The sequence below is a fragment of the Sphingomonas faeni genome, from assembly GCF_030817315.1.
GTDB lineage: Bacteria > Pseudomonadota > Alphaproteobacteria > Sphingomonadales > Sphingomonadaceae > Sphingomonas > Sphingomonas faeni_C.
This window is the reverse complement of sequence record NZ_JAUSZF010000001.1, coordinates 2,410,062-2,431,590: the sequence shown is the minus strand read 5'-3', so window position 1 is coordinate 2,431,590 and position 21,529 is coordinate 2,410,062. Positions and strand designations below refer to the sequence as shown.

General features: G+C 66.8%; 16 protein-coding genes and 1 pseudogene. 10 read left to right on the top strand and 7 right to left on the bottom strand.

The features are described 5' to 3' along the window. The first annotated feature begins 4 nt into the window (after positions 1 to 4). Together QFZ54_RS11215 and QFZ54_RS11210 are read left to right on the top strand one after the other, a co-directional pair. Positions 5 to 3,544 (top strand): hydantoinase B/oxoprolinase family protein, encoded by a 3,540-nt coding sequence (locus QFZ54_RS11215; protein WP_307087100.1) that lies wholly within the window; start codon positions 5 to 7, stop codon positions 3,542 to 3,544. A gap of 322 nt (positions 3,545 to 3,866) precedes the next feature. Continuing rightward, on the top strand, positions 3,867 to 6,170 hold the full coding sequence (locus tag QFZ54_RS11210; protein WP_307087098.1) for a glycoside hydrolase family 3 C-terminal domain-containing protein: 2,304 nt from the start codon (positions 3,867 to 3,869) through the stop codon (positions 6,168 to 6,170). Positions 6,171 to 6,482: 312 nt separating this feature from the next. On the opposite strand, the gene QFZ54_RS11205 is transcribed toward QFZ54_RS11210, so the two are convergent. Both QFZ54_RS11205 and QFZ54_RS11200 read right to left on the bottom strand, forming a co-directional pair. Then, positions 6,483 to 8,297, bottom strand: coding sequence for a DUF885 domain-containing protein (locus tag QFZ54_RS11205; RefSeq protein WP_307087096.1), 1,815 nt, complete (start codon positions 8,295 to 8,297; stop codon positions 6,483 to 6,485). Positions 8,298 to 8,747: 450 nt separating this feature from the next. Continuing rightward, on the bottom strand, positions 8,748 to 9,848 hold the full coding sequence (locus tag QFZ54_RS11200; RefSeq protein WP_307087093.1) for a mannose-1-phosphate guanylyltransferase/mannose-6-phosphate isomerase: 1,101 nt from the start codon (positions 9,846 to 9,848) through the stop codon (positions 8,748 to 8,750). 160 nt (positions 9,849 to 10,008) lie between these two features. On the opposite strand from QFZ54_RS11200, the gene QFZ54_RS11195 reads away from it, so the two are divergent. The 3 genes and pseudogenes from QFZ54_RS11195 (at position 10,009) to QFZ54_RS11185 (ending at position 11,707) form a co-directional block, all read left to right on the top strand. Beyond that, positions 10,009 to 10,290: a hypothetical protein gene (locus tag QFZ54_RS11195; RefSeq protein ID WP_307087090.1), complete on the top strand. Its 282-nt coding sequence runs from the start codon at positions 10,009 to 10,011 to the stop codon at positions 10,288 to 10,290. 209 nt (positions 10,291 to 10,499) lie between these two features. Further along, positions 10,500 to 10,721 (top strand): annotated as a pseudogene (locus tag QFZ54_RS11190) (AAA family ATPase); the annotation flags it as partial. 182 nt (positions 10,722 to 10,903) lie between these two features. Next, complete coding sequence (locus QFZ54_RS11185; RefSeq protein WP_307087088.1) at positions 10,904 to 11,707, top strand: DUF815 domain-containing protein; 804 nt, start codon at positions 10,904 to 10,906, stop codon at positions 11,705 to 11,707. A gap of 44 nt (positions 11,708 to 11,751) precedes the next feature. On the opposite strand, the gene QFZ54_RS11180 is transcribed toward QFZ54_RS11185, so the two are convergent. Together QFZ54_RS11180 and QFZ54_RS11175 are read right to left on the bottom strand one after the other, a co-directional pair. Next, positions 11,752 to 11,997, bottom strand: coding sequence for a hypothetical protein (locus QFZ54_RS11180; protein ID WP_307087086.1), 246 nt, complete (start codon positions 11,995 to 11,997; stop codon positions 11,752 to 11,754). Positions 11,998 to 12,095: 98 nt separating this feature from the next. Then, complete coding sequence (locus tag QFZ54_RS11175) at positions 12,096 to 13,877, bottom strand: ABC-F family ATP-binding cassette domain-containing protein (protein ID WP_307087085.1); 1,782 nt, start codon at positions 13,875 to 13,877, stop codon at positions 12,096 to 12,098. A 110-nt stretch (positions 13,878 to 13,987) separates the two neighbouring features. Between QFZ54_RS11175 and QFZ54_RS11170 the strand changes: the two genes are divergently transcribed. From QFZ54_RS11170 to QFZ54_RS11160, 3 genes are all read left to right on the top strand, one after another. After that, positions 13,988 to 14,311, top strand: a complete 324-nt coding sequence (locus QFZ54_RS11170; RefSeq protein ID WP_307087083.1) for a hypothetical protein — start codon at positions 13,988 to 13,990, stop codon at positions 14,309 to 14,311. Between the two features lie 23 nt (positions 14,312 to 14,334). Continuing rightward, complete coding sequence (locus QFZ54_RS11165; RefSeq protein ID WP_056061146.1) at positions 14,335 to 15,000, top strand: response regulator transcription factor; 666 nt, start codon at positions 14,335 to 14,337, stop codon at positions 14,998 to 15,000. 98 nt (positions 15,001 to 15,098) lie between these two features. Next, a complete protein-coding gene (locus QFZ54_RS11160; protein WP_307089397.1) occupies positions 15,099 to 16,409 on the top strand; it encodes a sensor histidine kinase in 1,311 nt (436 codons plus the stop codon). A 123-nt stretch (positions 16,410 to 16,532) separates the two neighbouring features. Here the strand turns inward: QFZ54_RS11160 and QFZ54_RS11155 are convergent, their stop codons facing one another. Beyond that, positions 16,533 to 17,435, bottom strand: a complete 903-nt coding sequence (locus QFZ54_RS11155) for a prephenate dehydratase (protein ID WP_307087076.1) — start codon at positions 17,433 to 17,435, stop codon at positions 16,533 to 16,535. Between the two features lie 160 nt (positions 17,436 to 17,595). On the opposite strand from QFZ54_RS11155, the gene QFZ54_RS11150 reads away from it, so the two are divergent. After that, the gene (locus QFZ54_RS11150; protein WP_307087074.1) at positions 17,596 to 18,300 is read left to right on the top strand and encodes a c-type cytochrome; all 705 of its coding nucleotides are present in this window, start codon (positions 17,596 to 17,598) and stop codon (positions 18,298 to 18,300) included. Between the two features lie 122 nt (positions 18,301 to 18,422). Here QFZ54_RS11150 and QFZ54_RS11145 read toward each other — a convergent pair whose 3' ends face one another. Next, positions 18,423 to 19,307, bottom strand: coding sequence for an LOG family protein (locus tag QFZ54_RS11145; protein WP_307087072.1), 885 nt, complete (start codon positions 19,305 to 19,307; stop codon positions 18,423 to 18,425). A gap of 166 nt (positions 19,308 to 19,473) precedes the next feature. Further along, on the bottom strand, positions 19,474 to 20,127 hold the full coding sequence (locus QFZ54_RS11140) for an extensin family protein (protein WP_307087070.1): 654 nt from the start codon (positions 20,125 to 20,127) through the stop codon (positions 19,474 to 19,476). A gap of 227 nt (positions 20,128 to 20,354) precedes the next feature. On the opposite strand from QFZ54_RS11140, the gene QFZ54_RS11135 reads away from it, so the two are divergent. Continuing rightward, a complete protein-coding gene (locus QFZ54_RS11135) occupies positions 20,355 to 21,509 on the top strand; it encodes a phosphoserine transaminase (protein ID WP_307087068.1) in 1,155 nt (384 codons plus the stop codon). Positions 21,510 to 21,529 lie beyond the last annotated feature (20 nt).

Genomic DNA, 21,529 nt, shown 5'->3' with positions numbered 1-21,529 from the left:
ACCGATGACCGCATGGCAGTTCTGGATCGACCGCGGCGGCACGTTCACCGACGTCGTCGCGCGGCAACCGGACGGGCGGATCGTCACCGCCAAGCTGCTGTCGGAAGATCCCGAGCGCTACGGTGACGCGGCGGTCGAGGCGATCCGGCGGCTGACCGACGGCGCCGATGTCCCGCTCGAACTGCGGATCGGCACGACCGTCGCGACCAATGCGCTGCTCGAGCGCAAGGGCGAGCCGACGTGCCTCGTGATCACGCGCGGGTTCGGCGATGCGCTGCTGATCGGGCACCAGGAGCGGTCCAATATTTTCGCGCGCGACGTGAACCGCCCGCCGCCACTGTTCGCGCATGTCGTGGAGATCGACGAGCGGGTTGGCGCGGAAGGCGATGTGCTACGCCCGCTCGACGTCGATGCGGGGCGTGCAGGTTTGAAAGCGGCGTTCGATAGTGGGCTACGCGCGGTCGCGATCGTCTTGATGCACGGCTATCGCTTCACCGCGCACGAGAAAGCACTGGCGGCAATCGCGGCCGAGATCGGCTTCACGCAAATCTCGGTCAGCCACCGCGTCGCGCCGTTGATCAAGCTGATCGGCCGCGGCGATACCACGGTCGTAGATGCGTATTTGTCGCCGGTCGTCGATCGCTATGTCGCGGGGTTAAGCGACGCGCTGGGGCAGGGCGCGCTGTTCATGCAGTCGTCCGGCGGGCTGGTCGACGGCGCAGGCTTTCGCGGCAAGGACGCGATCCTGTCGGGACCGGCAGGCGGGATCGTCGGGATGGCCGCGACCGCGCGCGAGGCCGGGTTCGAGCACGTCATCGGCTTCGACATGGGCGGTACATCGACCGACGTGTCGCACTACGCCGGGACGTACGAGCGCGACACCGAGACGCTGATCGCCGGCGCCCGCATCCGCGCGCCGATGCTGCGAATCCACACCGTCGCGGCGGGCGGCGGCTCGATCTGTCGGTTCGATGGCGAGCGGCTTATCGTCGGTCCGGAGAGCGCAGGCGCTGTACCTGGGCCTGCGTGCTACCGGCGTGGCGGGCCGCTGACCGTCACCGACTGCAACGTGATGCTCGGCAAGGTGCGCCCGGAGTTCTTTCCGGCACTCTTCGGACCGACCGGCGATGCGCCGCTCGATGCGGAGGCGGTGGCGGCGCGGTTCGCGGCGTTGCCGCTCGATCCACAGGTTGCGGCCGAAGGGTTCGTCGCGGTCGCGGTGGCGAACATGGCGAACGCGATCCGCACGATTTCGGTCGCGCGCGGGCATGACGTGACGCGCTACACGCTCGCCTGCTTCGGTGGAGCCGGAGGACAGCATGCGTGCCTCGTCGCCGACGCGCTGGCGATGGACCGCGTGATGATCCACCCGCTGGCCGGCGTGCTGTCCGCCTACGGCATGGGGCTCGCCGATCGACGGGTTCTGCGCGAGGCGACCTCTGGTGCGGCGTTCGCGAATTACGCTGAGATCGTCAAAGCGATGGACGGGCTGGCGGAGGCCGCGCGCGAAGCATTGGTAGCGCAGGGCGTCACGGCGGACGGCGTTCGGATCGAACGCCGCGTGCATCTCCGTCGAGGCCAGACCGACCACACCATCGAACTCGATCTCGACGAACTGCCAGCGATGATCGCCGCGTTCGACGCCGCGCACATCGCGCAGTTCGGCTTTGCCAGCGAAGCACCGCTGATCGCCGACCGGATCGTCGCCGAGGCGATCGCCGAAAGCCCGCCGATTGACGCGGCACTAGTCGCCTTCCCCGACGAGCCAGCCTCACCGCTGGCGGTCGCCCAAGTCTACATGGCCGGCGCATGGCACGACACGCCGGTACTCGCGCGCGAAGGCCTCCCGGCAGGACACGGCGTCGACGGCCCCGCGCTGATCCTCGACAGCGTCTCGACTACCATCGTCGAGCCCGGCTGGCGCGCGCGCGTCGATCCGATCGGCAACCTGATTCTCGACCGCATCGCACCTCGTGTCGGCGCCAGCATCGGCACCGAGTCCGATCCGGTCCGGCTGGCGATTTTCGCCGGGCTGTTCATGAGCATCGCCGAGGAGATGGGGGCGGCGCTCCAGCGCTCCGCTGCCTCGGTCAACATCCGTGAACGGCTCGACTTCAGCTGCGCGCTGTTCGACGCACACGGCAACCTCGTCGCCAATGCGCCGCACATCCCGGTCCATCTGGGCTCGATGGGCGAGAGCATCCGCACGATCATCGACGCACGCGGCGGCGGCGCAGACGGCCGCGGGATCCGCCGCGGCGACGCCTACGCGCTCAACGCCCCCTATCGCGGCGGTACGCATCTGCCCGACATCACCGTCATCATGCCGGTCTTTGCAGGAGACGACGACGCGCCGGCGTTCTTCGTCGCAGCGCGTGGCCATCACGCCGACGTCGGCGGAATCACCCCCGGATCGATGCCGCCCGAAAGCCGCTCGGTCGAGGAAGAGGGCGTGCTGCTCGACGACGTGCTGGTGGTTGACGAAGGGCGGTTCCTCGACGCCGAACTGCGCGCGGTGTTCGCGAGCGGGCTCTATCCCGCGCGCAACATCGACCAGAACATCGCCGATCTCGCCGCGCAGTTGGCGGCCTGCACCCGCGGCGCGACCGGGCTCGCACGGCTGGCGGACGAATACGGCACGGACGTCGTTGCGGCGTATATGGAGCATGTCCAGGCCAATGCCGACGCCGCGGTCCGCCGCCTGATCGCGACACTCGACGACGGCGCGTTCGCGTATGAGATGGACGACGGCGCGGTCGTCCGCGTGGCGGTTCGGGTGGACCGCGAGGCCGCGACGATGGTCGTCGACTTCGCCGGTACCAGCGAGCAGCGCCCGACCAACTTCAACGCCCCCGTCTCGATCGTTCGCGCCGCGGTGCTGTATGTCGTGCGCGCGCTGATCGACGAGCCAGTACCGCTCAACGACGGTTGCCTGCGCGGCGTGACGATCCGCGTGCCCGAAGGCTCGATGTTGAACCCGCGCTATCCGGCCGCAGTCGTCGCCGGCAACGTCGAGACCAGTCAGGTCGTCACCGACGCGCTGTTCGGCGCGCTCGGCGCGATGGCGGCGAGCCAGGGGACGATGAACAACTTCACCTTCGGCAACGAAACGCACCAATATTACGAGACGATCGCCGGGGGTGCGGGTGCTGGCCCCGGCTTCGACGGCGCGTCGGTAATCCAGACGCACATGACCAACAGCCGGCTGACCGACCCGGAAATCTTCGAAACGCGCTTCCCGGTGCTGCTGGAGGAATTCTCGATCCGTCGCGGCTCGGGCGGGGTAGGCGTGCACCACGGCGGCGACGGGGGGACGCGGCGTGTGCGGTTCCTCGACGACATGACCGCCTGCATTCTTGCCAACCGGCGGCGCGTGCCCCCTTTCGGTATGGCCGGCGGCGAGGCGGGCGGGCTGGGATCGGCGGCCGTCGAGCGTGCGGATGGCAGTGTCGAACGGCTTGGCTCTACCGCCAAGATCGACATGCACGCGGGCGACGTGTTCGTGATCGAGACGCCCGGCGGGGGTGGCTTCGGGAAGGCGTGACCGCATCCGCGCCGCGCGGGGGAAGGGTTTTCGGCTGATGGCGGAGGCGCTGGACGTGCAGTGTAGTGCTGCGTCTACTGCTCCCCTCCCTGAAAGGGAGGGGTAGGGGGTGGGTAGGCCGGCTTGGGTCGGCGGCGTTTCATGATCCGGAAACCGACCCACCCCCCAACCCCTCCCTTCAGGGAGGGGAGCCATTTCAGGAAGGGGTGGCCCTATCAGGAAGGGGTGGCCCTTTCAGGGAGGGGGCGTTGCGACGGCTGGTTGCGATACTGCGACGAACGCGGCACACATGCGATAACCGATCAGCCTGAAAGTGAAGTCCATGACCGCATTCCGTTCCCGCGCCCTGTTCATCCGTCTGCTCGCGGGATCGGTGCTGGCGATCGCCGCGCCCGCCGTCGCGCAGACCACCAACAACGCGCCCGGTGCCGCGGCGGCGCGGACCGAGGCTCCCAAGGTGCGGCCTTGGATGAACACCGCGCTGAGTGCCGATGCGCGCGTCGATCTGCTGCTGAAAGAGATGACGCTCGACGAGAAGTTGCAGCTCACCTTCGGCTATTTCGCAACCAATGCCGACTGGCTGAAGACGCCGGTCAAGAACTGGGTCTATCCGAAGGACGGCTTGCCCGCGTCCGCCGGGATCGTGCCTGGCATCCCGCGGCTCGGCATCCCGAACCAGTGGCAGACCGATGCCGGCGTCGGTGTCGCCAGCCAGCGCGGGCCGACGCCGCGCCTGCGCACCTCGCTGCCGTCGGGGATCGCGACCGCGTCGACCTGGAACCCGGAACTGGCGCAGGCCGGTGGTGCGATGATCGGCCGGGAGGCGTTCCTGTCGGGCTTCAACGTGCAGCTCGCTGGCGGGATGAACCTGACGCGCGAGCCGCGTAACGGGCGCAACTTCGAATATGGCGGCGAGGATCCGCTGCTGGCGGGTGTGATCACTGGGCACGAGATCAAGGGAATCCAGTCGCAGCACGTCGTCTCGACGATGAAGCATTACGCGTTCAACGGGCAGGAGACGAACCGCTTCACGATGGATCACCAGATCGGCGAACAGGCGGCGCGCCAGTCCGATCTGCTCGCGTTCGAGATCGCCAACGAAGTCGGGCAGCCCGGCTCGGTGATGTGCTCGTACAACCGCGTGAACGGCCATTATGCGTGCGAGAACGACTGGTTGCTCAACAAAGTCCTGAAGCGCGACTGGGGCTTCAAGGGCTATGTCATGTCCGACTGGGGCGCGGTGCACTCGACCAGCGAGGCGGCCAATGCGGGACTCGACCAGCAATCGGGCTGGGCGTTCGATCGCTCGGCGTATTTCGCAGATGCGCTGCGCGAGGCGGTCAACAACGGCCATGTCAGCGAAGCGCGTGCGACGGACATGGCGCGGCGCGTGCTGTGGGGGATGGTCTCGGTCGGCGCGTTCGACACGGTCGTGGGCGGCGATCAGGCAACCAAGATCGACTATGCCGCGCATGCCGCGGTGACGCGCGCGGATGCGGAGGAGGGCATCGTCCTTCTCAAGAACAGCGCAGGGTTGTTGCCGATCGCCAAGACCGCGAAGTCGATCCTACTGATCGGCGCGCATGCCGATGTCGGCGTGCTGTCGGGCGGCGGCTCGAGCCAGGTCTATTCGCACAACGCGCCGACCAATGGCCTGATCGTGGCAGACGAGTTTCCGAGCGGCTTCCCGGGGCCGAAGACCTATCACGCTTCGTCGCCGATGAAGGCTTTGCAGGCGCGGACCGGGGCGACGGTGACGTATCTCGACGGCAAGGACGTGAAGGCGGCGGCCGCGGCGGCGCGTCGGGCGGATATGGTCGTCGTGTTCGGCGAGCAGTGGACAGGGGAGTCGATCGACGTGCCCGACCTGAACCTGCCGGCTGGCCAGAACGCGCTGATCGAGGCGGTCGCGGGGGCGAACAAGAAGACCGTGGTCGTGCTCGAAACCGGTGGGCCGGTGGTGATGCCGTGGCTGGGGAAAGTCGGCGCGGTGCTGGAGGCGTGGTATCCCGGCACGGCGGGCGGCGAGGCGATCGCGCGCGTGCTGACCGGCGAGGTCAATCCGTCGGGGCACCTGCCCGCGACATTCCCCGCGTCGCTCGCGCAGACGCCGCGGCCGGTGCTGGAGGGCGATCCGAAGCTCGACCGCGACGCCCATCCGATGGGCAATTACGACATCGAGGGGGCCGCGGTCGGCTATAAGTGGTTCGACAAGACCGGCGCTAAGCCGCTGTTCCCGTTTGGCTATGGGCTGTCCTACACGACTTTCGCGATGACCGGGCTGACCGCGGCGCCTGCGGGCAAGGGGATCAAGGCTGGGTTCTCGGTGAAGAACACGGGCGCGGTGCAGGGCAAGGCGGTCGCGCAGGTCTATGTGTCGGGCGCGGGTTGGGAAGCGCCGAAGCGGCTGGGGGCGTTCCGCAAGGTCGACCTCGCGCCGGGGGCCGAGCAGGCTGTTTCGGTGACGGTGGACCCGCGGTTGTTGGCGACGTTCGACGTTGCAAGTGGTGGGTGGAAGATCGCTGGCGGGGACTACAAGGTGATGCTGGCGACGTCTGCGGCGGACGTGGTGCAGACGGTTACGGTGCGGGTGGCGGCGCAGACTTTGGATCGTGGGGGGAAGTAGGGCTCCCTACGCTCCTTCACCCGTTCGCCTCTGGTCCGTTCGTTGGCGTATCGAAGGATAGATTTCCGCGCGCAACCTGTACCTCGATACGAGCCCTCGATACGCAAGGGGGCTACTCGGTACGAACGGGTTTGGGACACGAACGGGTCTGGGGGTAACGGCCACGCAGACGGGGTGAGAGGGTGCGGAAGGTAGCGCCGACGGTGGCGGAGGGAGACGGGACCGCACGGAACCTGCGGTGTCGCCCCCTCCCCCTCCGTCTGGCGAGTGCCAGCCACCCCGCCCTGGCGGGGGAGGATCTGGGCGCTCGGGTTAGCTCCTCGTCTTCATCGCAGCGATGCGCTCGTCGACGCGGCGTTCGAGGATGGTCAGCGGCATTGCGCCTTCCTTCAGGATGTCGTGGAACTGCTTCAGGTCGAAATTGTCGCCGAGTTCAGCCTTCGCCTTCACCCGCGCGCGCGTCCAGGCCATGTGGCCGACCTTGTAGCTGCATGCCTGACCCGCCTGGGTGCAATAGCGCTCCACCTCGCGCTGCGTCCGCGGTCGGGCGAAGCCGGTCGTCGCGACCATGTAGTCGGTTGCCTTTTCGCGGCTCCAGCGCTTCGCGTGGATGCCGGTATCGACCACGAGGCGCGTCGCGCGGAACAGAAACGACTGGAGATAGCCTGCGCGCTCCAGCGGTGAGGCATACGCCCCGAGTTCGTCGGCAAGCTGTTCCGCATACAGCGCCCAGCCCTCCGAATAGGCCGAGAAGAAGCCGATCTTCCGCAGCGTCGGGATGTCCTTGGACTCCTGCGCGAGGCTGATCTGGAGGTGATGCCCCGGCACGCCCTCGTGATAGGTCAGCGAGGGCAGCGTGTATTTCGGCCAGTCGCCGACGTCCTTCAGATTGACGAAGTAGATCGCCGGGCGGCTGCCATCCAGCGAGGCGCGGTTGTAATAGCCGTTCGACGCGCCGTCCTGGATCTCGACCGGCACCGCGCGGATTTCGAGCGGCTGCATCGGCACCTCCGAGAACGCCTGGGGCAGCTTCGCATACATCGCTTTCACGCTGTCGTTGAGCCCCGCGATCAGCTCGGTGCGACCCTCAGCGGTGTTCGCATAGAGCTGGTCCGGCATCACGTTCAGCTTGGCCAGCCGCTCGCCGACCGTGCCCGTCGTCAACCCTTGCGATTTCAGGATCGTGTCGAGCTGCGCGGTGATCTCGGCGACTTGTGCGAGGCCGATGCGGTGGACCTCGTCGGGGCTCATCGTCGTCGTGGTCGCCTGGTTGAGCGCCATCGCGTAGATCGCGTCGCCGTTCGGCACGCGCCAGATCCCGTCGCCGGGCTTGGTGGTCGGCTTGAGGCGTTCCATCAGCGCGATCTGGCGGTCGAGCGCGGGATAGACCTTGTCGTCGACGATCTTCGCGCCGCGCGCCTGCCAGTCGCCGGTCAGGCCCTTGGCCGCGGCGCGCTTGACCAGCGACTGGACGATGCTCGACGTCGCCGCCGGCTGGCCGCGCAGCTTCCGCATCTGGCCCAGCGTCAGGTCGAGCGACCACCCGGGCGCGAGCAGGCCGCGTGCCGCCTCCGCCTGCTGCATCGCGCTTTCCTGATCGAGTACCGTGCCGAACTGGTCGAGCCGCGACAGATATGCCTCGGCATCCGGCGTCGCGTTGATCGTGTGCGCGGTGTTGAGGAAGTCGGGCACCTGGAAATAGGCGCCACCCTGCTGGAAGATCCGGTAGGGGCGGATCGGGCTGTCCATGCCGAACTTCTCGGGCGCAGCGATCTGCGTGTTGAGCGAATAGCGCACCACTTCGAGGTTGAGCTTGGCGGCAGGCGAGAGGCCGGCGCCGTCAAAGCGCGCGAGGCTGGCGAGCGCCGCCTTCGTCTCGGCGACATCGCGGGCGCGCTTGGCGTGGGTGCGCGGCGAGAGCTGGCTTTTCAGGCGGGCGAGCGGCCCCTTGTCGAGACCCAGCGACGTCGCGAGTTCGGGCGACCGCGCGACGCTCGCCTGGAAGATCCGCTCGAAATCCGCGTTGAGCGCGGTGTCGCCGCTCGATTGCGCGAAGGCCGACGACGGCAGCAGCGTGGTGGCGAGCGCGGCGACGCCTCCCGATGCGAGGAACTGGCGACGATCCATGACGAATTCTCCCGTGAACTTTCGCGCATCTAAGCCGATCGTCGCGCGGACCGCCAGCGCTTCCACGATCGGAATTTTGGCGCGTCCGTGGCCGGATCCGGCGCGTAACGGTCATGCGTGGCGAAACCGCCGGAACAAGCGCGGATATCGTCGGTTTGACCTGAGAGCCCGGCGGTGTCCTTACCCCCCCGAAGGATGCCGTCGGGTGTATGCGTAGGTGAGGTAGACGTGCGAAACGAGACATCCAGGCGTGGAGCCGGCGCACGATTGCACGACGTCGGCGAAACGCTGCGCTCGTCCTGGCAGACGCCGACCGATACGATGATAACCGAGGACATCCCGACGCTGCTGACTCGTCTGTCGCAGGTGCCGAAGACTCGCAGGAAACCCTAGTTCGATCGGTCCGGCGCGCGGCCGGACCGATCGCCGAACCGATCCCCACCCCCGATATCAGCTCGTCGGCGCGGCGTCCTTCTCGGCGTTCTTCGCAATGGTCTTCATGGCCTCGATCAGCTTCTTCACTTCCTGGCTGCGACCGCGTGGCATGATCAGCACGTCGTTGCCGCTGGCGACCACGATCAGATCCTCGACGCCGACCAGCGATACGCGGACGCCATCGCTGCGGACGAAGCAGTTCTTCGTATCGATCGCGAGCACGTTGCCGTCGCCGTGGCTGCGATGCGCGTTGCCGTCGCTGTCGGTTTCGCTGATTGCGTGGAGCGCATCCCAGCTGCCGACGTCGTTCCAGCCCATCGCGACCGGCACGACCGCGACCCGGTCAGCCTTTTCCATGACCGCGTAATCGATCGATTCGTCGGGCGAGGCGGCGAACGCGACCGCGTCGGGGTAGATCCGAGCGCCCTCGGTACGGGCCTTGTCCATCGCCTCCTGCGTGGCGGTCAGGATGCCGGGATCGAACTGCGCGAGTGCCTCGAGATAGGCGTCGGCGAGGAACAGGAAGATGCCGCCGTTCCAGGCGTGATCGCCGCTTGCGAGCATCGACTGCGCCTTGTCGAGCGGGGGCTTCTCGACGAACCGTGCGACGCGATTGACGCCGGGCTGGAGCTCGTCGCCGATCTGGATCCAGCCATAGCCGGTTTCGGGTGCGTCCGGCGCGATCCCGAACGTGACGAGCCAGCCCTGCGTGACGAGCGGCATCGCCGCCTCGATCGCGGCATGGAAGGCGGCGACGTCGCCGATGACATGATCGGACGGCATCACCAGCAGCGCGTCGCCGCCGCCGCCCGCGGCGATTGCCGCGAGCGCGATGGCCGGCGCGGTGTTGCGGCCGATCGGCTCCAGGATCAGTGCCTGCGGAGTCGCGCCGGCCTCTGTCAGTTGCTGCTCGACGAGGTCCGCATGACGCGCATTCGCAACCACGATCGGCGCGGCGAAACGATCGCCGAACGCGCGGCCCGCGGTCAGTTGCAACATCGTCTCGTCCGCGGTGAGAGCTAGCATCTGCTTGGGCATCTCGGGCCGCGACATCGGCCAGAGGCGCGTGCCCGAACCGCCTGAAAGAATTACGGGAACGATCTTACGTACGGTCATGGAGCCTCCTGCTGGTGCCGAGCTATAACGCGGCAATTTCGCACGCCAATCGCCGAATGATCGGATTGGCATCCCGTCTTCAGGCTTTTTTCGTGATTTGCTGCAAACGTGACGTCCAGGCGTCGGAAGCGTTTACACTGGCGCGTCGGGATAGCGGACGATGATACGGCTCTTCAAGCATTACGTACCCTATGCCGTCCTGCTGCTCGGCCTGGTCGACGCGGTGTTGCTGATCGCGTCGGCGGAGATCGGCTGGATCGTTCGAGCGCGCCAGATCGGCATGGCCGTCGCGCCAATCCATACCCGGATCGCGCAGTTGGTGACGTTCGCGCTCGCGTTGCAGGTCTCGCTGGTCGCGGTCTCGGGGCGTATGGCGTCGCGTCGTTCCTGTCGCTGCGCTTTGCCGCCGCGCGGCTGGCGGTGGCGCTGTCGCTGGGCGTGATCTTCCTGTCGCTGATCTTCTTCCTCGTGCCGCCGCTCGCGCTGTGGCGATCGAACCTTCTGTACGCGACGGTGATCGCGACGGTCCTTCTGGTCACGGTTCGCGCGCTGCTCGGCAAGACGCTGGGGGGCGAGACGTTCAAGCGGCGCATCATCGTGCTCGGCGCCGGCATGCGCGCTGCCCGGATCGAGGCGCTCGCCGCGCAAAATGAGGGGTATGAGATCGTCGTCGCGCGCGATCGGGCGCGAGCGCTCGACGCGGTGCGCGCGCATGAGCCCGCGGTCGCCACGCTCGACCTCGGCCTGCCGCCCGATCCGGACGCCGTCACCGAAAGGTTCGCCACCTTGTGCGATATCCTGGCGATGAAGCCGGATACCAAGGTGATCGTCGCGTCCGGGCACGCCGCGCGCGACAGGGCGTTGGGGGCGATCTACGGCGTCGCCTTGGCAGCGAGCGGACATATCGACGGTGCGCGCCAACTGCTCGACAAGGCGGTCCGCCTTGCACCGGGGGACCCGGCGATCGCGGGGCACCGCCGCCAGCGTGGCTGAACGACGCGGGTCTTGGCGCTCGAACCCTTGCCTCCAAGGGGGCGTGTCGTCAGAAGCCGCGCATGACCGATCCGCTCGACCGCATCGCCGCCGCACTCGAGCGCCTGTCGCCACCGCCGCCGCCGGCCGCCGATCCGCGCGCGCATCCTGCCTATGTGTGGCGTGGCGGCGTGCTTCAGCCGGCCCGTGGTTTTGCGCCGTTGCCGCTGGATACGCTGATCGGAGTCGATCGGCAGAAGGCGTCGCTGATCGCCAATCTGCGTCACCTCGCGGAGGGTCATGCCGCGCAGGACGTTCTGCTGTGGGGCGCGCGGGGAACCGGCAAGTCGGCCCTCGTCAAAAGCGCCGTGGCAGACGTGCAGCGGACGGGCGGCGATATCGCGCTGGTCGAGGTGACCGAGCTTGATGGGTTGCCGACGCTGTTCGCGGCCCTGACGCAAGTCGATCGGGCGTTCGTCGTATTCGTCGACGATCTGGGATTCGATGTTCCGGCCGAGGCACGTGCGCTACGGTCGATGCTGGAAGGCGGGGCGGAGCCGCGACCTGCCAATGTGCGATTGCTGGTCACTGCCAATCGGCGGCACCTGGCGCCGCGGGACATCGCAGAGCAGGAAAGCGCGATCAATCCGCGCGATTCGGCGGACGATCATCTGGCACTGTCGGATCGCTTCGGCCTAAGCTTGGGCTTCCATGCGCTCGATCAGGAGGGGTATCTGGCGATCGTTGCAGCCTATGCGGCGATACATGATCTGGAGTTCGAACCGGGCGAGGCCATCGGTTGGGCAACACGTCGAGGTAGCCGGTCAGGCCGGGTCGCGTGGCAGTATATAGTCGATCTAGCCGGTCGTGCTGGCAAGGCTTTGTAGAAAACAAAACGGTGGGCCGGCGCCGAAGCACCGGCCCGGCAACATCAGTTGCTGTCCGAATCGTTGTCGTTGTCGTCCTTGACGATCGCGATAACGCCGATCGCTGCAACGCCAGCTGCGATCAGGATTGCGAAGATGCCGCCGCCGCCAGCGAGCTCGTTCTTGCCGGACGTTGCCGAACCGGTGCGTGCGTTCGCAACCGACAGGCTGGCAGGAGCAGCCGACGCTGCAACCGAGGTGGTCATCATTGCAACGGCAAGTGCGCCGCCGGTAAGGGCCTTGAGCTTCATATACATCTCCGCGTAAAACAAACAGAACTGCCGCAACGCAGCAATTGCAAGATGGTTCCCGTATTGACTAAAGACAGGAACGTCCAGCTAAATCTAGTTCAAGACGCGCCTTCGACCATTTCGGCGAGCTCCAGCCAGCGTAGTTCGGCCGCTTCCTTCTCCGCGCGAGCAGTTTCGATCGCCTTCGTCAGTTTCGCGAACGTCGCATTGTCGCGCATATACAGATCCGGTTTGGCGAGCTTGACCGCGTCGGCTGCCATCTGCGCGTCGAGTTCCTCGATCCGCTTGGGTAGCAGTTCATAGTCGCGCTGGTCCTTGTACGTCAGTTTCGCGCGGGGAGCGGCAGCGGCCGGCGCCGTCGCCGAGACCTTCTTCGACGCACGCTTGCCGGTGGTCGTCGAGACGCGACGCTTTTCCCAATCCTCGTAGCCGCCCGCGACGACATCGACTGTTCCCGAGCCGTCGAGCCCGAGCGTGATCGTCACGGTCCGGTCGAGGAAGTCGCGATCGTGGCTGACGATCAGGACGGTGCCGTCATAGTCGCCGATCACTTCCTGCAACAGGTCGAGCGTCTCGAGATCGAGATCGTTGGTCGGCTCGTCGAGCACCAGCAGGTTCGACGGCTTGGCGAACTCGCGCGCGAGCAACAGGCGTGACCGCTCGCCGCCGGACAGCGAGCCGATCTTCGCGTCGACCATGTTCGGGTCGAACAGGAAGTCCTTCAGATACCCGTGGATGTGTTTCCGAACGCCGAGCACGTCGATCCACTCGCCGCCGTCGACGACGACTTCGCGCACCGTCTTCTCGGGCGCCATCAGGCTGCGCTGCTGGTCGATCACGACTGCGTCCAAGGTCTTCGCCAGCTTGATCGTGCCGCTGTCCGGTTCGATCTCACCGGTCAGCAGCTTCAACAGCGTCGACTTGCCCGCGCCGTTGCGGCCGACGATGCCGATGCGGTCGCCGCGCGTTACCCGGAGCGTCAGGTCGCCGATGATCGTGCGGTCGCCGTAAGCCTTGGTGACGTTCTTGGCGTCGATCACGACCTTCGACTTGGTGTCGTCGCTGCTGGTGGTGAGGTTCGCCGAGCCCTGCGGCCCGATCATCGAGGCGCGTTCGGCGCGCATCTCGTGCAGCTTGGTCAGGCGGCCCTGGTTACGCTTGCGCCGACCGGTGACACCGCGGAGCAGCCAATGCTCCTCCAGCTTTAGGCGCGCGTCGAGCTTCTCGGCCTGACGCTGTTCCTCGGCATAGACCTGCTCGGTCCATGCCTCGAACCCGCCGAAACCGATTTCCGCGCGTCGGATCGCGCCGCGATCTAGCCACAGCGTCTGCTTGGTGAGACGTGTTAGGAAGGTGCGGTCATGGCTGATGACGACGAATGCGCCGCGGAAGCGCTTGAGCCAGTCCTCGATCCATTCGATCGCGCCGATGTCGAGATGGTTGGTCGGCTCGTCGAGCAGCAGCACGTCGGGATCCTGCGACAGCGCGCGGACGATCGCCGCGCGACGCCGCTCGCCACCGGAGGCCGAGGCGGCCTCGCGCGACAGGTCGATGCCGAGCTGATCCGCAATCGAATCCGCCTCGTAGTTCACCGGCGCATCGTCGCCTGCCATCACGTAATCGCGCAATGTTGCGAAGCCGCGCAGGTCGGGCTCCTGCTCCAGGATCACGACGCGGGTGCCGGGAACGATCGTCCTGCGCCCCTCGTCGGCGATCACGCTGCCGCCAAGCAGCTTGAGCAAGGTCGTCTTGCCGGCGCCGTTGCGGCCGATCAGCGCGAGCCGGTCGCGCGGTCCGATGTGGATGTCGAGGTTGCGAAAGAGCCATCCCGAGCCCTGGACGAGTCCGAGGCCTTCGAATGCTAAGATTGGTGCTGCCATGTCCGCGCCACGTAGGGGGGCGAAGTGATGCAGGCAAGTTACACTGTGTCGCGACTGTGAGAGCGCCACCATTCACAGGCTGTTCAACGCGTGGCGGCTATGCCACGGCCATGAAGATGTTGCTTTTCCCTGCGACCTTGGCGGCGACCCTGGCTGCTGCGCCGTTCCTGATGGGCGCCGCGCCGATGCTGGCGGGCGGGGATCAACGCCGCAGCGACCAGATGTCGGCGTTGCAGGCGCGCAAGACCGGAGCGCCGTCGTTGCGGGAGATCGAGTCGCGCGTGATCCCGACGATGCGGGGCGCCCAGTATCTCGGGTCGGACTATGATTCGGGCAGCGCCATTTACACGCTGAAATTCCTGCGCGATGGAACCGTCATCTGGGTCGACGTCGATGGCCGCAACGGCCAGATCGTCGGCCGCACGGGTCGCTGAAAACCCCAATCGAGAGGATTATCATGCGCGTTCTGATCGTCGAGGACGAGCCGAATCTCGGCCAGCAATTGAAGAATACCCTGGAAGGGGCCGGCTATGCGATCGATCTCGCGGTCGATGGCGAGGAGGGGCATTTCCTCGGCTCGACCGAGAATTACGACGCGGTCGTGCTCGATCTCGGCCTGCCGGAGATCGACGGGCTGACGGTGCTCGATCGCTGGCGCAAGGAGGGCAAGACGATGCCCGTGCTGGTGCTGACCGCACGCGACAGCTGGTCCGACAAGGTGGCCGGACTCGATGCAGGCGCGGACGATTATGTCGCCAAGCCGTTCCAAAGCGAGGAGCTGATCGCGCGTCTGCGTGCGCTGATCCGTCGTGCATCGGGCAACGCCTCGTCCGAGCTGACCGCGGGCGACATCCGCCTGGATACGCGCAGCGGCAAGGTCACGCGCGCCGGCGAGCCGGTGAAGCTGACCGCTCAGGAATACAAGCTGCTGAGCTACCTGCTGCATCACAAGGGCAAGGTCGTCAGCCGCACCGAGTTGATCGAGCATATCTACGACCAGGATTTCGATCGCGATTCGAACACGATCGAGGTGTTCGTGACGCGCATCCGCAAGAAGCTCGGCCAGGACGTGATCACGACGATCCGCGGCCTCGGCTATAGCCTCGAAGATCCGGACGCCTGATCGGTCCGGTCATGGACAGCGCGCCGACCCTTGCTCCCCTCAACGCGGAGGCGCCACTTCGCGTGCCCGCCGCAGTGAAGGGTTCGCTGTCGCGGCGGATGATCCTGATCGCGGCGGTGTGGATCGTCGTGCTGCTCAGCGGTGGCGGGTTCGCGCTGGACCGGGTGCTGTCGGCGGCGGTGACGCGGAATTTCGACGACCAGCTCGAATATGTGCTGCGGTCGCTGCTCAATTCGTCCGAGATCGGTCCCGATGGCGAGGTGATCTTCTCACGCGAGGCCGCCGCCGACCAACGCTTCGTCGAGCCGTATTCGGGGCTGTATTGGCAGGTGTCGGGCAAGGGGCGGGAGGATTTCCCGTCGCGCTCGCTATGGGATCGCCGGCTCGCGTTCGGCGGCCCGCATGACGACCGCAACGCGCATTTCTATGACAGCACGCAGTTTCCGGACGAGAAGCTGCGCGTCGTCGAGCGTGACGCGGTCATCCCCGGATCGAAGGTGCATTGGCGCTTCCAGGTCGCGCAGAGCCGCGACGGCCTCGACGCGCAGATCACGACGTTGCGCCGCACGCTGGTGCGCAGCTTCGCGCTGCTCGCGCTGGGGTTGATCGTGATGGCGGCGCTCCAAACTTTCTACGGGCTCTGGCCGTTGCGGCGGGTCCGCGAGGAGATCGCCCGGATGCGCGCCGGCCAGTCGAACCGCGTGTCGAGCGCGATGCCGGTCGAGGTCGCGCCGATGGTCGAGGAACTGAACGCGCTGATCGAGCATAACGAGCGTCAGGCCGAGGAAGCGCGGCGTCATGCAGGGAACCTCGCGCATGCGCTCAAGACGCCGCTGACGGTCATCATGAACGCCGCGACGGCGCAGTCGGACGATCTCGCCGACACGGTGATCCGCGAGGCGCGGACGATGCGGCGGCAGGTGGATCACCACCTAGCGCGGGCGCGGGCGGTCGGGCGGCGTGGGTCTGCGCACAGTCGCGCTGACGTTTGGCCGAGCCTCGAATCGGTCGAGCGGGCGGTCGGGCGGCTGTACCGGCATGTCCGGATCGACGTGACCGGGCCGCGCGGGTTGCAGGTCCATGTCGAGCGGCAGGATCTCGATGAGATGCTCGGTAATTTGATCGAGAACGCGGCGAAATATGGTGGCGGCAGCGTGTTCGTGACGGTCGGCGCGCAGTCGGGCTTCGTGGAGTTCCTGGTCGAGGACGACGGCGTGGGGATTCCGGAGGAGGAGCGGGTGCGTATCTTCGATCGCGGCGTGCGGTTGGATACGGGGAAGCCGGGGACCGGGCTGGGGCTCGCGATCGTGCGTGACGTGGCGGAGATTTATGAGGGGACGGTAGCGCTTGAGGAGAGCGAGGACCTGGGCGGGTTGCTGGTGCGGCTGAGGTTGCCCGCGGCGAACTGACCTGCTCCCCTCCCTGAAAGGGAGGGGCAGGGGGTGGGTCGGCCAGCTTTAGCCCCAACGGTCGGGATGTGCGGAACCCGACCCACCCCCAACCCCTCCCTTCCAGGGAGGGGAGAAAGAAGGTCAGCCCCGCGGGCGCGCTTGGCTGTAGGTGCCCAGCACCCGCAGCCATTTGGAATGGAAGCCTAGTTCCTCCAGCGCATGGTCGAGATTCGCGTCGCCCGGCTTTCCGACCACGTCCGCGTAGAATTCCGTCGCGGAGAAGCTGCCGTTGCGTTGGTAGCTTTCCAGCTTGGTGATGTTCACGCCGTTGGTCGCGAAGCCGCCTACCGCCTTGTAGAGCGCGGCCGGCACATTCCGCACTTCGAAGATCAGCGTCGTCATCCACTCGGCCCCGACCGGTTCCTGCGCCGCGGGCGGCTTGCTGCCGCGTGCCAGCACCACGAACCGCGTCGTATTATGGTCCGCGTCGGCGATATCCGTCGCGAGCAGGTCCAGCCCATAGAGCCCGGCCGCGGCAGGCGGCGCGAGCGCGGCGATCGCCGGGTCGCCCAACTCCGCCACCACCGCCGCAGCCCCTGCGGTGTCGGGATAGCTCACCGGTTCGATCCCGTGCGCCTTCAGCCAATGGCGGCATTGGCCGAGTGCCTGCGGGTGGCTCATCGCCTGACGGATACCGTCGCGGGGACCCGGCCCCATCAGCGCATGGCGGATCGGCAGGAAATGTTCGCCGGTGATCACCAGCCCCGATTCGGGCAGAAGGAAATGAATGTCCGCGACGCGGCCATGCAGCGAATTCTCGATTGGAATGATCGCGCAATCGGCGCGGCCGTCCTTCACCGCGTCGATCGCATCGGAGAAATCGAAGCAGGGCAGGGGCAGGCCGTCCGGGAACGCCTCGACCGCAGCGACATGGCTGTTCGCGCCCGGTGCGCCCTGGAACGCGACGGCGCGCGCCGGCTCGGCGGCGGCGGCCTCGGTCATCCTCGCGACAATCGGGCGGGCGGGTGCGGCGAAGTTTTCCATGCCTCCAGCGCCTAAGGCGGGCTGCTTGCCTGTTCAAGCCGCGTGAAGTGCCGGCCACCCCATACACGCGCGCCATAGACGCGCGCCATACAAGCGCGGCTTGCGGTGCGCGTCTGCGTTTTCTATGGCTGTCCCAAACAGAACAGGGCGGATGCGCAAGATGGACAATCGGACCAATACGATCGCCGGCTGGGTGCTCGCAGGCTGTGGTGCGGCACTCGGGCTGTCGATCGTCGGTGGGATGATCTTCCACGGCGAGCGCCCCGAGAAGATGGGCTATGCGATCGAGGGTGTCGCGGCCGAGGGCGCGGAGGGCGGCGCTGCCGAGGTTCCGATCGCTTCGCTGCTGCCGACCGCCGACGCCGCCAAGGGCGCCGAAGTCTTCAAAAAGTGCGCCGCGTGCCACACCATCAACCAGGGTGGCGCGAACGGTATCGGGCCGAACCTGTACGGCACCATCGGCGAGGCTATCGCCAAGGGCAAGAACGGGTTCGCGTTTTCCGCGGCGCTGGCGGGCGTCGGGGGAACCTGGGACTTCGACAAGATGAACGCGTGGCTGACGTCGCCGCGCAAATTCGCACCGGGTACCAAGATGACGTTCGCCGGGCTGGGCAATGCACAGGATCGCGCGAACGTGATCTTGTATCTCAACCAGCAGGGTTCGAACCTGCCGCTGCCGGCGGCACCTGCGGCTGGCGCTGCACCGGCTGCCGGTGCGGACCAGCCCGCAACCGCGAACGCGGCCGAGGCTGCGGTGGAGAACGGCGCGGACACGGCGGACATCGCCAACACCGGTACGCCGGCTTCGGGTGCGCCGTCGGTGGATCCGGAAGCTGCGCGCAAGGGCGCCCTTTCGGAGAAGTAGGGCGACGGACTCCCTCTCCCCTCCGGGGAGAGGGTCGGGGTGAGGGGCTGCCAAGCAGTGCAGCGCCCGGTACTGCCCCTCACCCCAGCCCTCTCCCCGGAAAGGGGAGAGGGAGCAGGAGGTCAGCCCTCCGCGGCTTCCTTCTCGGCGCGCTCGCGGTAGAACGACTGCACTGCGTCCCAGGCCTCGTCGGCCGTCTCGACGTAGCGGAAGATCCCGAGATCCTTCTCGCTGACGACGCCTTCCTCGACCAGCGCATCGAAATTGACGACCCGCTCCCAGAACTGGCGCCCGAACAGCAGCACGGGGATCGGCTGGATCTTGCCGGTCTGTATCAGCGTCAGCAGCTCGAACAGCTCGTCGAACGTCCCGAACCCGCCCGGAAACGCGGCGAGCGCGCGGGCGTGGAGCAGGAAGTGCATCTTGCGCAGCGCGAAATAGTGGAACTGCACCGACAGCGACGGCGTGACATACGGGTTCGGCGCCTGCTCGTGCGGGAGGACGATGTTGAGCCCGATCGACTCGGCACCGACGTCGTCCGCGCCGCGGTTCGCCGCTTCCATGATCGATGGACCGCCCCCTGAGCAGACCACGAACTGCCGCCAGCCACGCTCGTCGCGCGGCAGCACGCTGACCTTCGCCGCGAGTTCACGCGCGACATCGTAATATTTCGACTTCTCGACCAGCCGCTCGGCGATCTTCTTCGACTTCTCGTCGGTCGCGAGTTTCAGCAGCGCCTGAGCCTTGGACGGCTCGGGAATGCGCGCGGAGCCGTAGAACACGAAGGTCGAACCGATCTTCGCCTCGTCGAGGACGAGTTCGGTCTTGAGCAATTCGAGCTGGAACCGCACCGGCCGCAGGTCTTCGCGCAACAGGAAATCCATGTCCTGGAAGGCGAGACGGTAATGCGGGTGCTGCGTCTGCGGGGTGGAAACGGAGTCCTTGGCGGTCTCGGCGTCCTGGCTGGCGTTGGGGAAAACGCGTGTCGGTATACGTGTATCGGTCATTCAGGCGCGATTAGTGGAAACGGGAGGGCAGGGCTAGACTGCGTCACCCAAAGTCCTGTCATTCAAGCAACCGTCATCCCAGCGAAAGCTGGGATCCAGAGTTGCGGACTGCAACGCTTTTGGCTCTGGATCCTGGGTCAAGCCCAGGATGACGGAGTTGTTCGGGCTAGCGGCAAAAGCCAGCGCGATCGTCTTCGAGGTGGAGGTGGTTGCGGTGCGCGGCGTTGTAGTCCGGGCTCAGCACCGTGCCGAACCGCTTGCACGCCGACGCGCGAACCGTCTGGAGAAACTGCCGGACCTGCGGATCGGACGAATTCCAGTCGTTGAGCATGGTGATACGCCGCCCGTCCTTCAGCACGAACCCGCCGACATCGATCGCGTTGGCGATCGCATGCCCCGACCGCCGGCTCGCGTTGCGCGCCGAGCCGACGACGTTGCGGCAGGAATAGCTCCCCATGCTGTCGATTCGCGCCAGTTCGCTGCCGAGCATCTGGTACGCCGCCGGCGCGACCGCGTTGCGGGTCCAGCCGATCAGCGCGCGCGCGGCGCCGCAGCGGACCGCGGTGAGGTTGGCGACCGGCACGCCGATGTCGACCAGCTTGACCGTGCCGGCGAGACCGCAACCGGGACCGGTCTCACGGTCGGGCAGGAGCTGGAACGATACGTGGAGTTGGCGGAGATCGGCGAGGCATTGCGCGGTCTCGCGATTGCTCGGCACCGACAGGTTGGGGCGGGCCTTGGTGGGGGCAGTGGGCCGATCGGCGCGTCCGCAGGCGGCGAGCAGAAGGGTTACGATAAGGGAACAAAATACGCGATACATGGGCGTATAATCCTCGCCTTGGGTATGATTGTCACCCTTTCTCCGTTCGCCCTGAGCGAAGTCGAAGCATCTCGCCGCAGGGACGGGTCGCCGCAGGGACGGGACCCTTCGACTTCGCTCAGGGCGAACGGCAGGGAGAAGAGTTGACACCCCGGCGAACGCCGCTAGGGCCGGCGACGGGCCACGCGGTCCCAACGCCGCGCGTGCTCTCTGTGAGGAGAGATACATTGACGGATACGACCTACGCACCGGCTACAGGTGCGCCTGCACTGCCTGCCACCAAGCCGGCACGTCCCTTTTTCAGCTCCGGTCCCTGCGCGAAACCTCCGGGTTGGTCCGCGGACAAGCTCGCCACCGAATCGCTCGGTCGCTCGCATCGCTCGAAGATCGGCAAGACCCGCCTCCAGTACAGCATCGACCTGATGCGCGAACTGCTGAAGCTCCCCGATACGCACCGCATCGGCATCGTCCCCGGCTCCGACACCGGCGCGTACGAGATGGCGATGTGGACGATGCTCGGCGCGAAGCCGGTGACGGCGCTCGCCTGGGAAAGCTTCGGCGAAGGCTGGGTCACGGATGCCGTGAAGCAGCTCAAGATCGACCCGACCGTCGTGCGCGCCGATTACGGCCAACTGCCCGATCTGAACGCGGTCGACTGGTTGAACGACGTGCTGTTCACCTGGAACGGTACTACCAGCGGCGTGCGCGTCCCCAACGCGGACTGGATCCCCGACGACCGCGAAGGCCTTTCGTTCGCCGATGCGACCTCCGGCGTGTTCGCCTACGACATCGACTGGACGAAGATCGATGTCGCGACCTTCTCGTGGCAGAAGGTGCTCGGCGGCGAGGGCGCGCACGGCGTGCTGATCCTCGGGCCGCGCGCAGTCGAGCGTCTGGAGACCTACACCCCCGCCTGGCCGTTGCCGAAGGTGTTCCGCCTCGTGTCGAAAGGCAAGCTGGCCGAGGGCGTGTTCAAGGGCGAGACCATCAACACGCCGTCGATGCTGGCGGTCGAGGACGCGATCTTCAGCCTCGAATGGGCGAAGTCCCTCGGAGAAGATGGTCTGATCAAGCGCTCGGATGCGAATGCGGCGGCGTTGGACAAGATCGTGGCGGAGCGCGATTGGCTCGGTCATCTGGCGATCGATCCGGCGACGCGGTCGAAGACCAGCGTGTGCCTCACGGTCGAGGGTGCGGACGAGGCGTTGATCAAGGCGATGGCCTCTGCGCTGGAGAAGGCCGGCGCGGCGTATGACGTGGCGGGTTACCGCGACGCGCCTCCGGGCTTGCGGATATGGTGCGGCGCGACCGTCGACACCGCCGATATCGAAGCGCTCGGCCCCTGGCTCGACTGGGCCTACGCGACCGCCAAGGCCGGCTGATCTAAAGTCCTCTCCCCCTC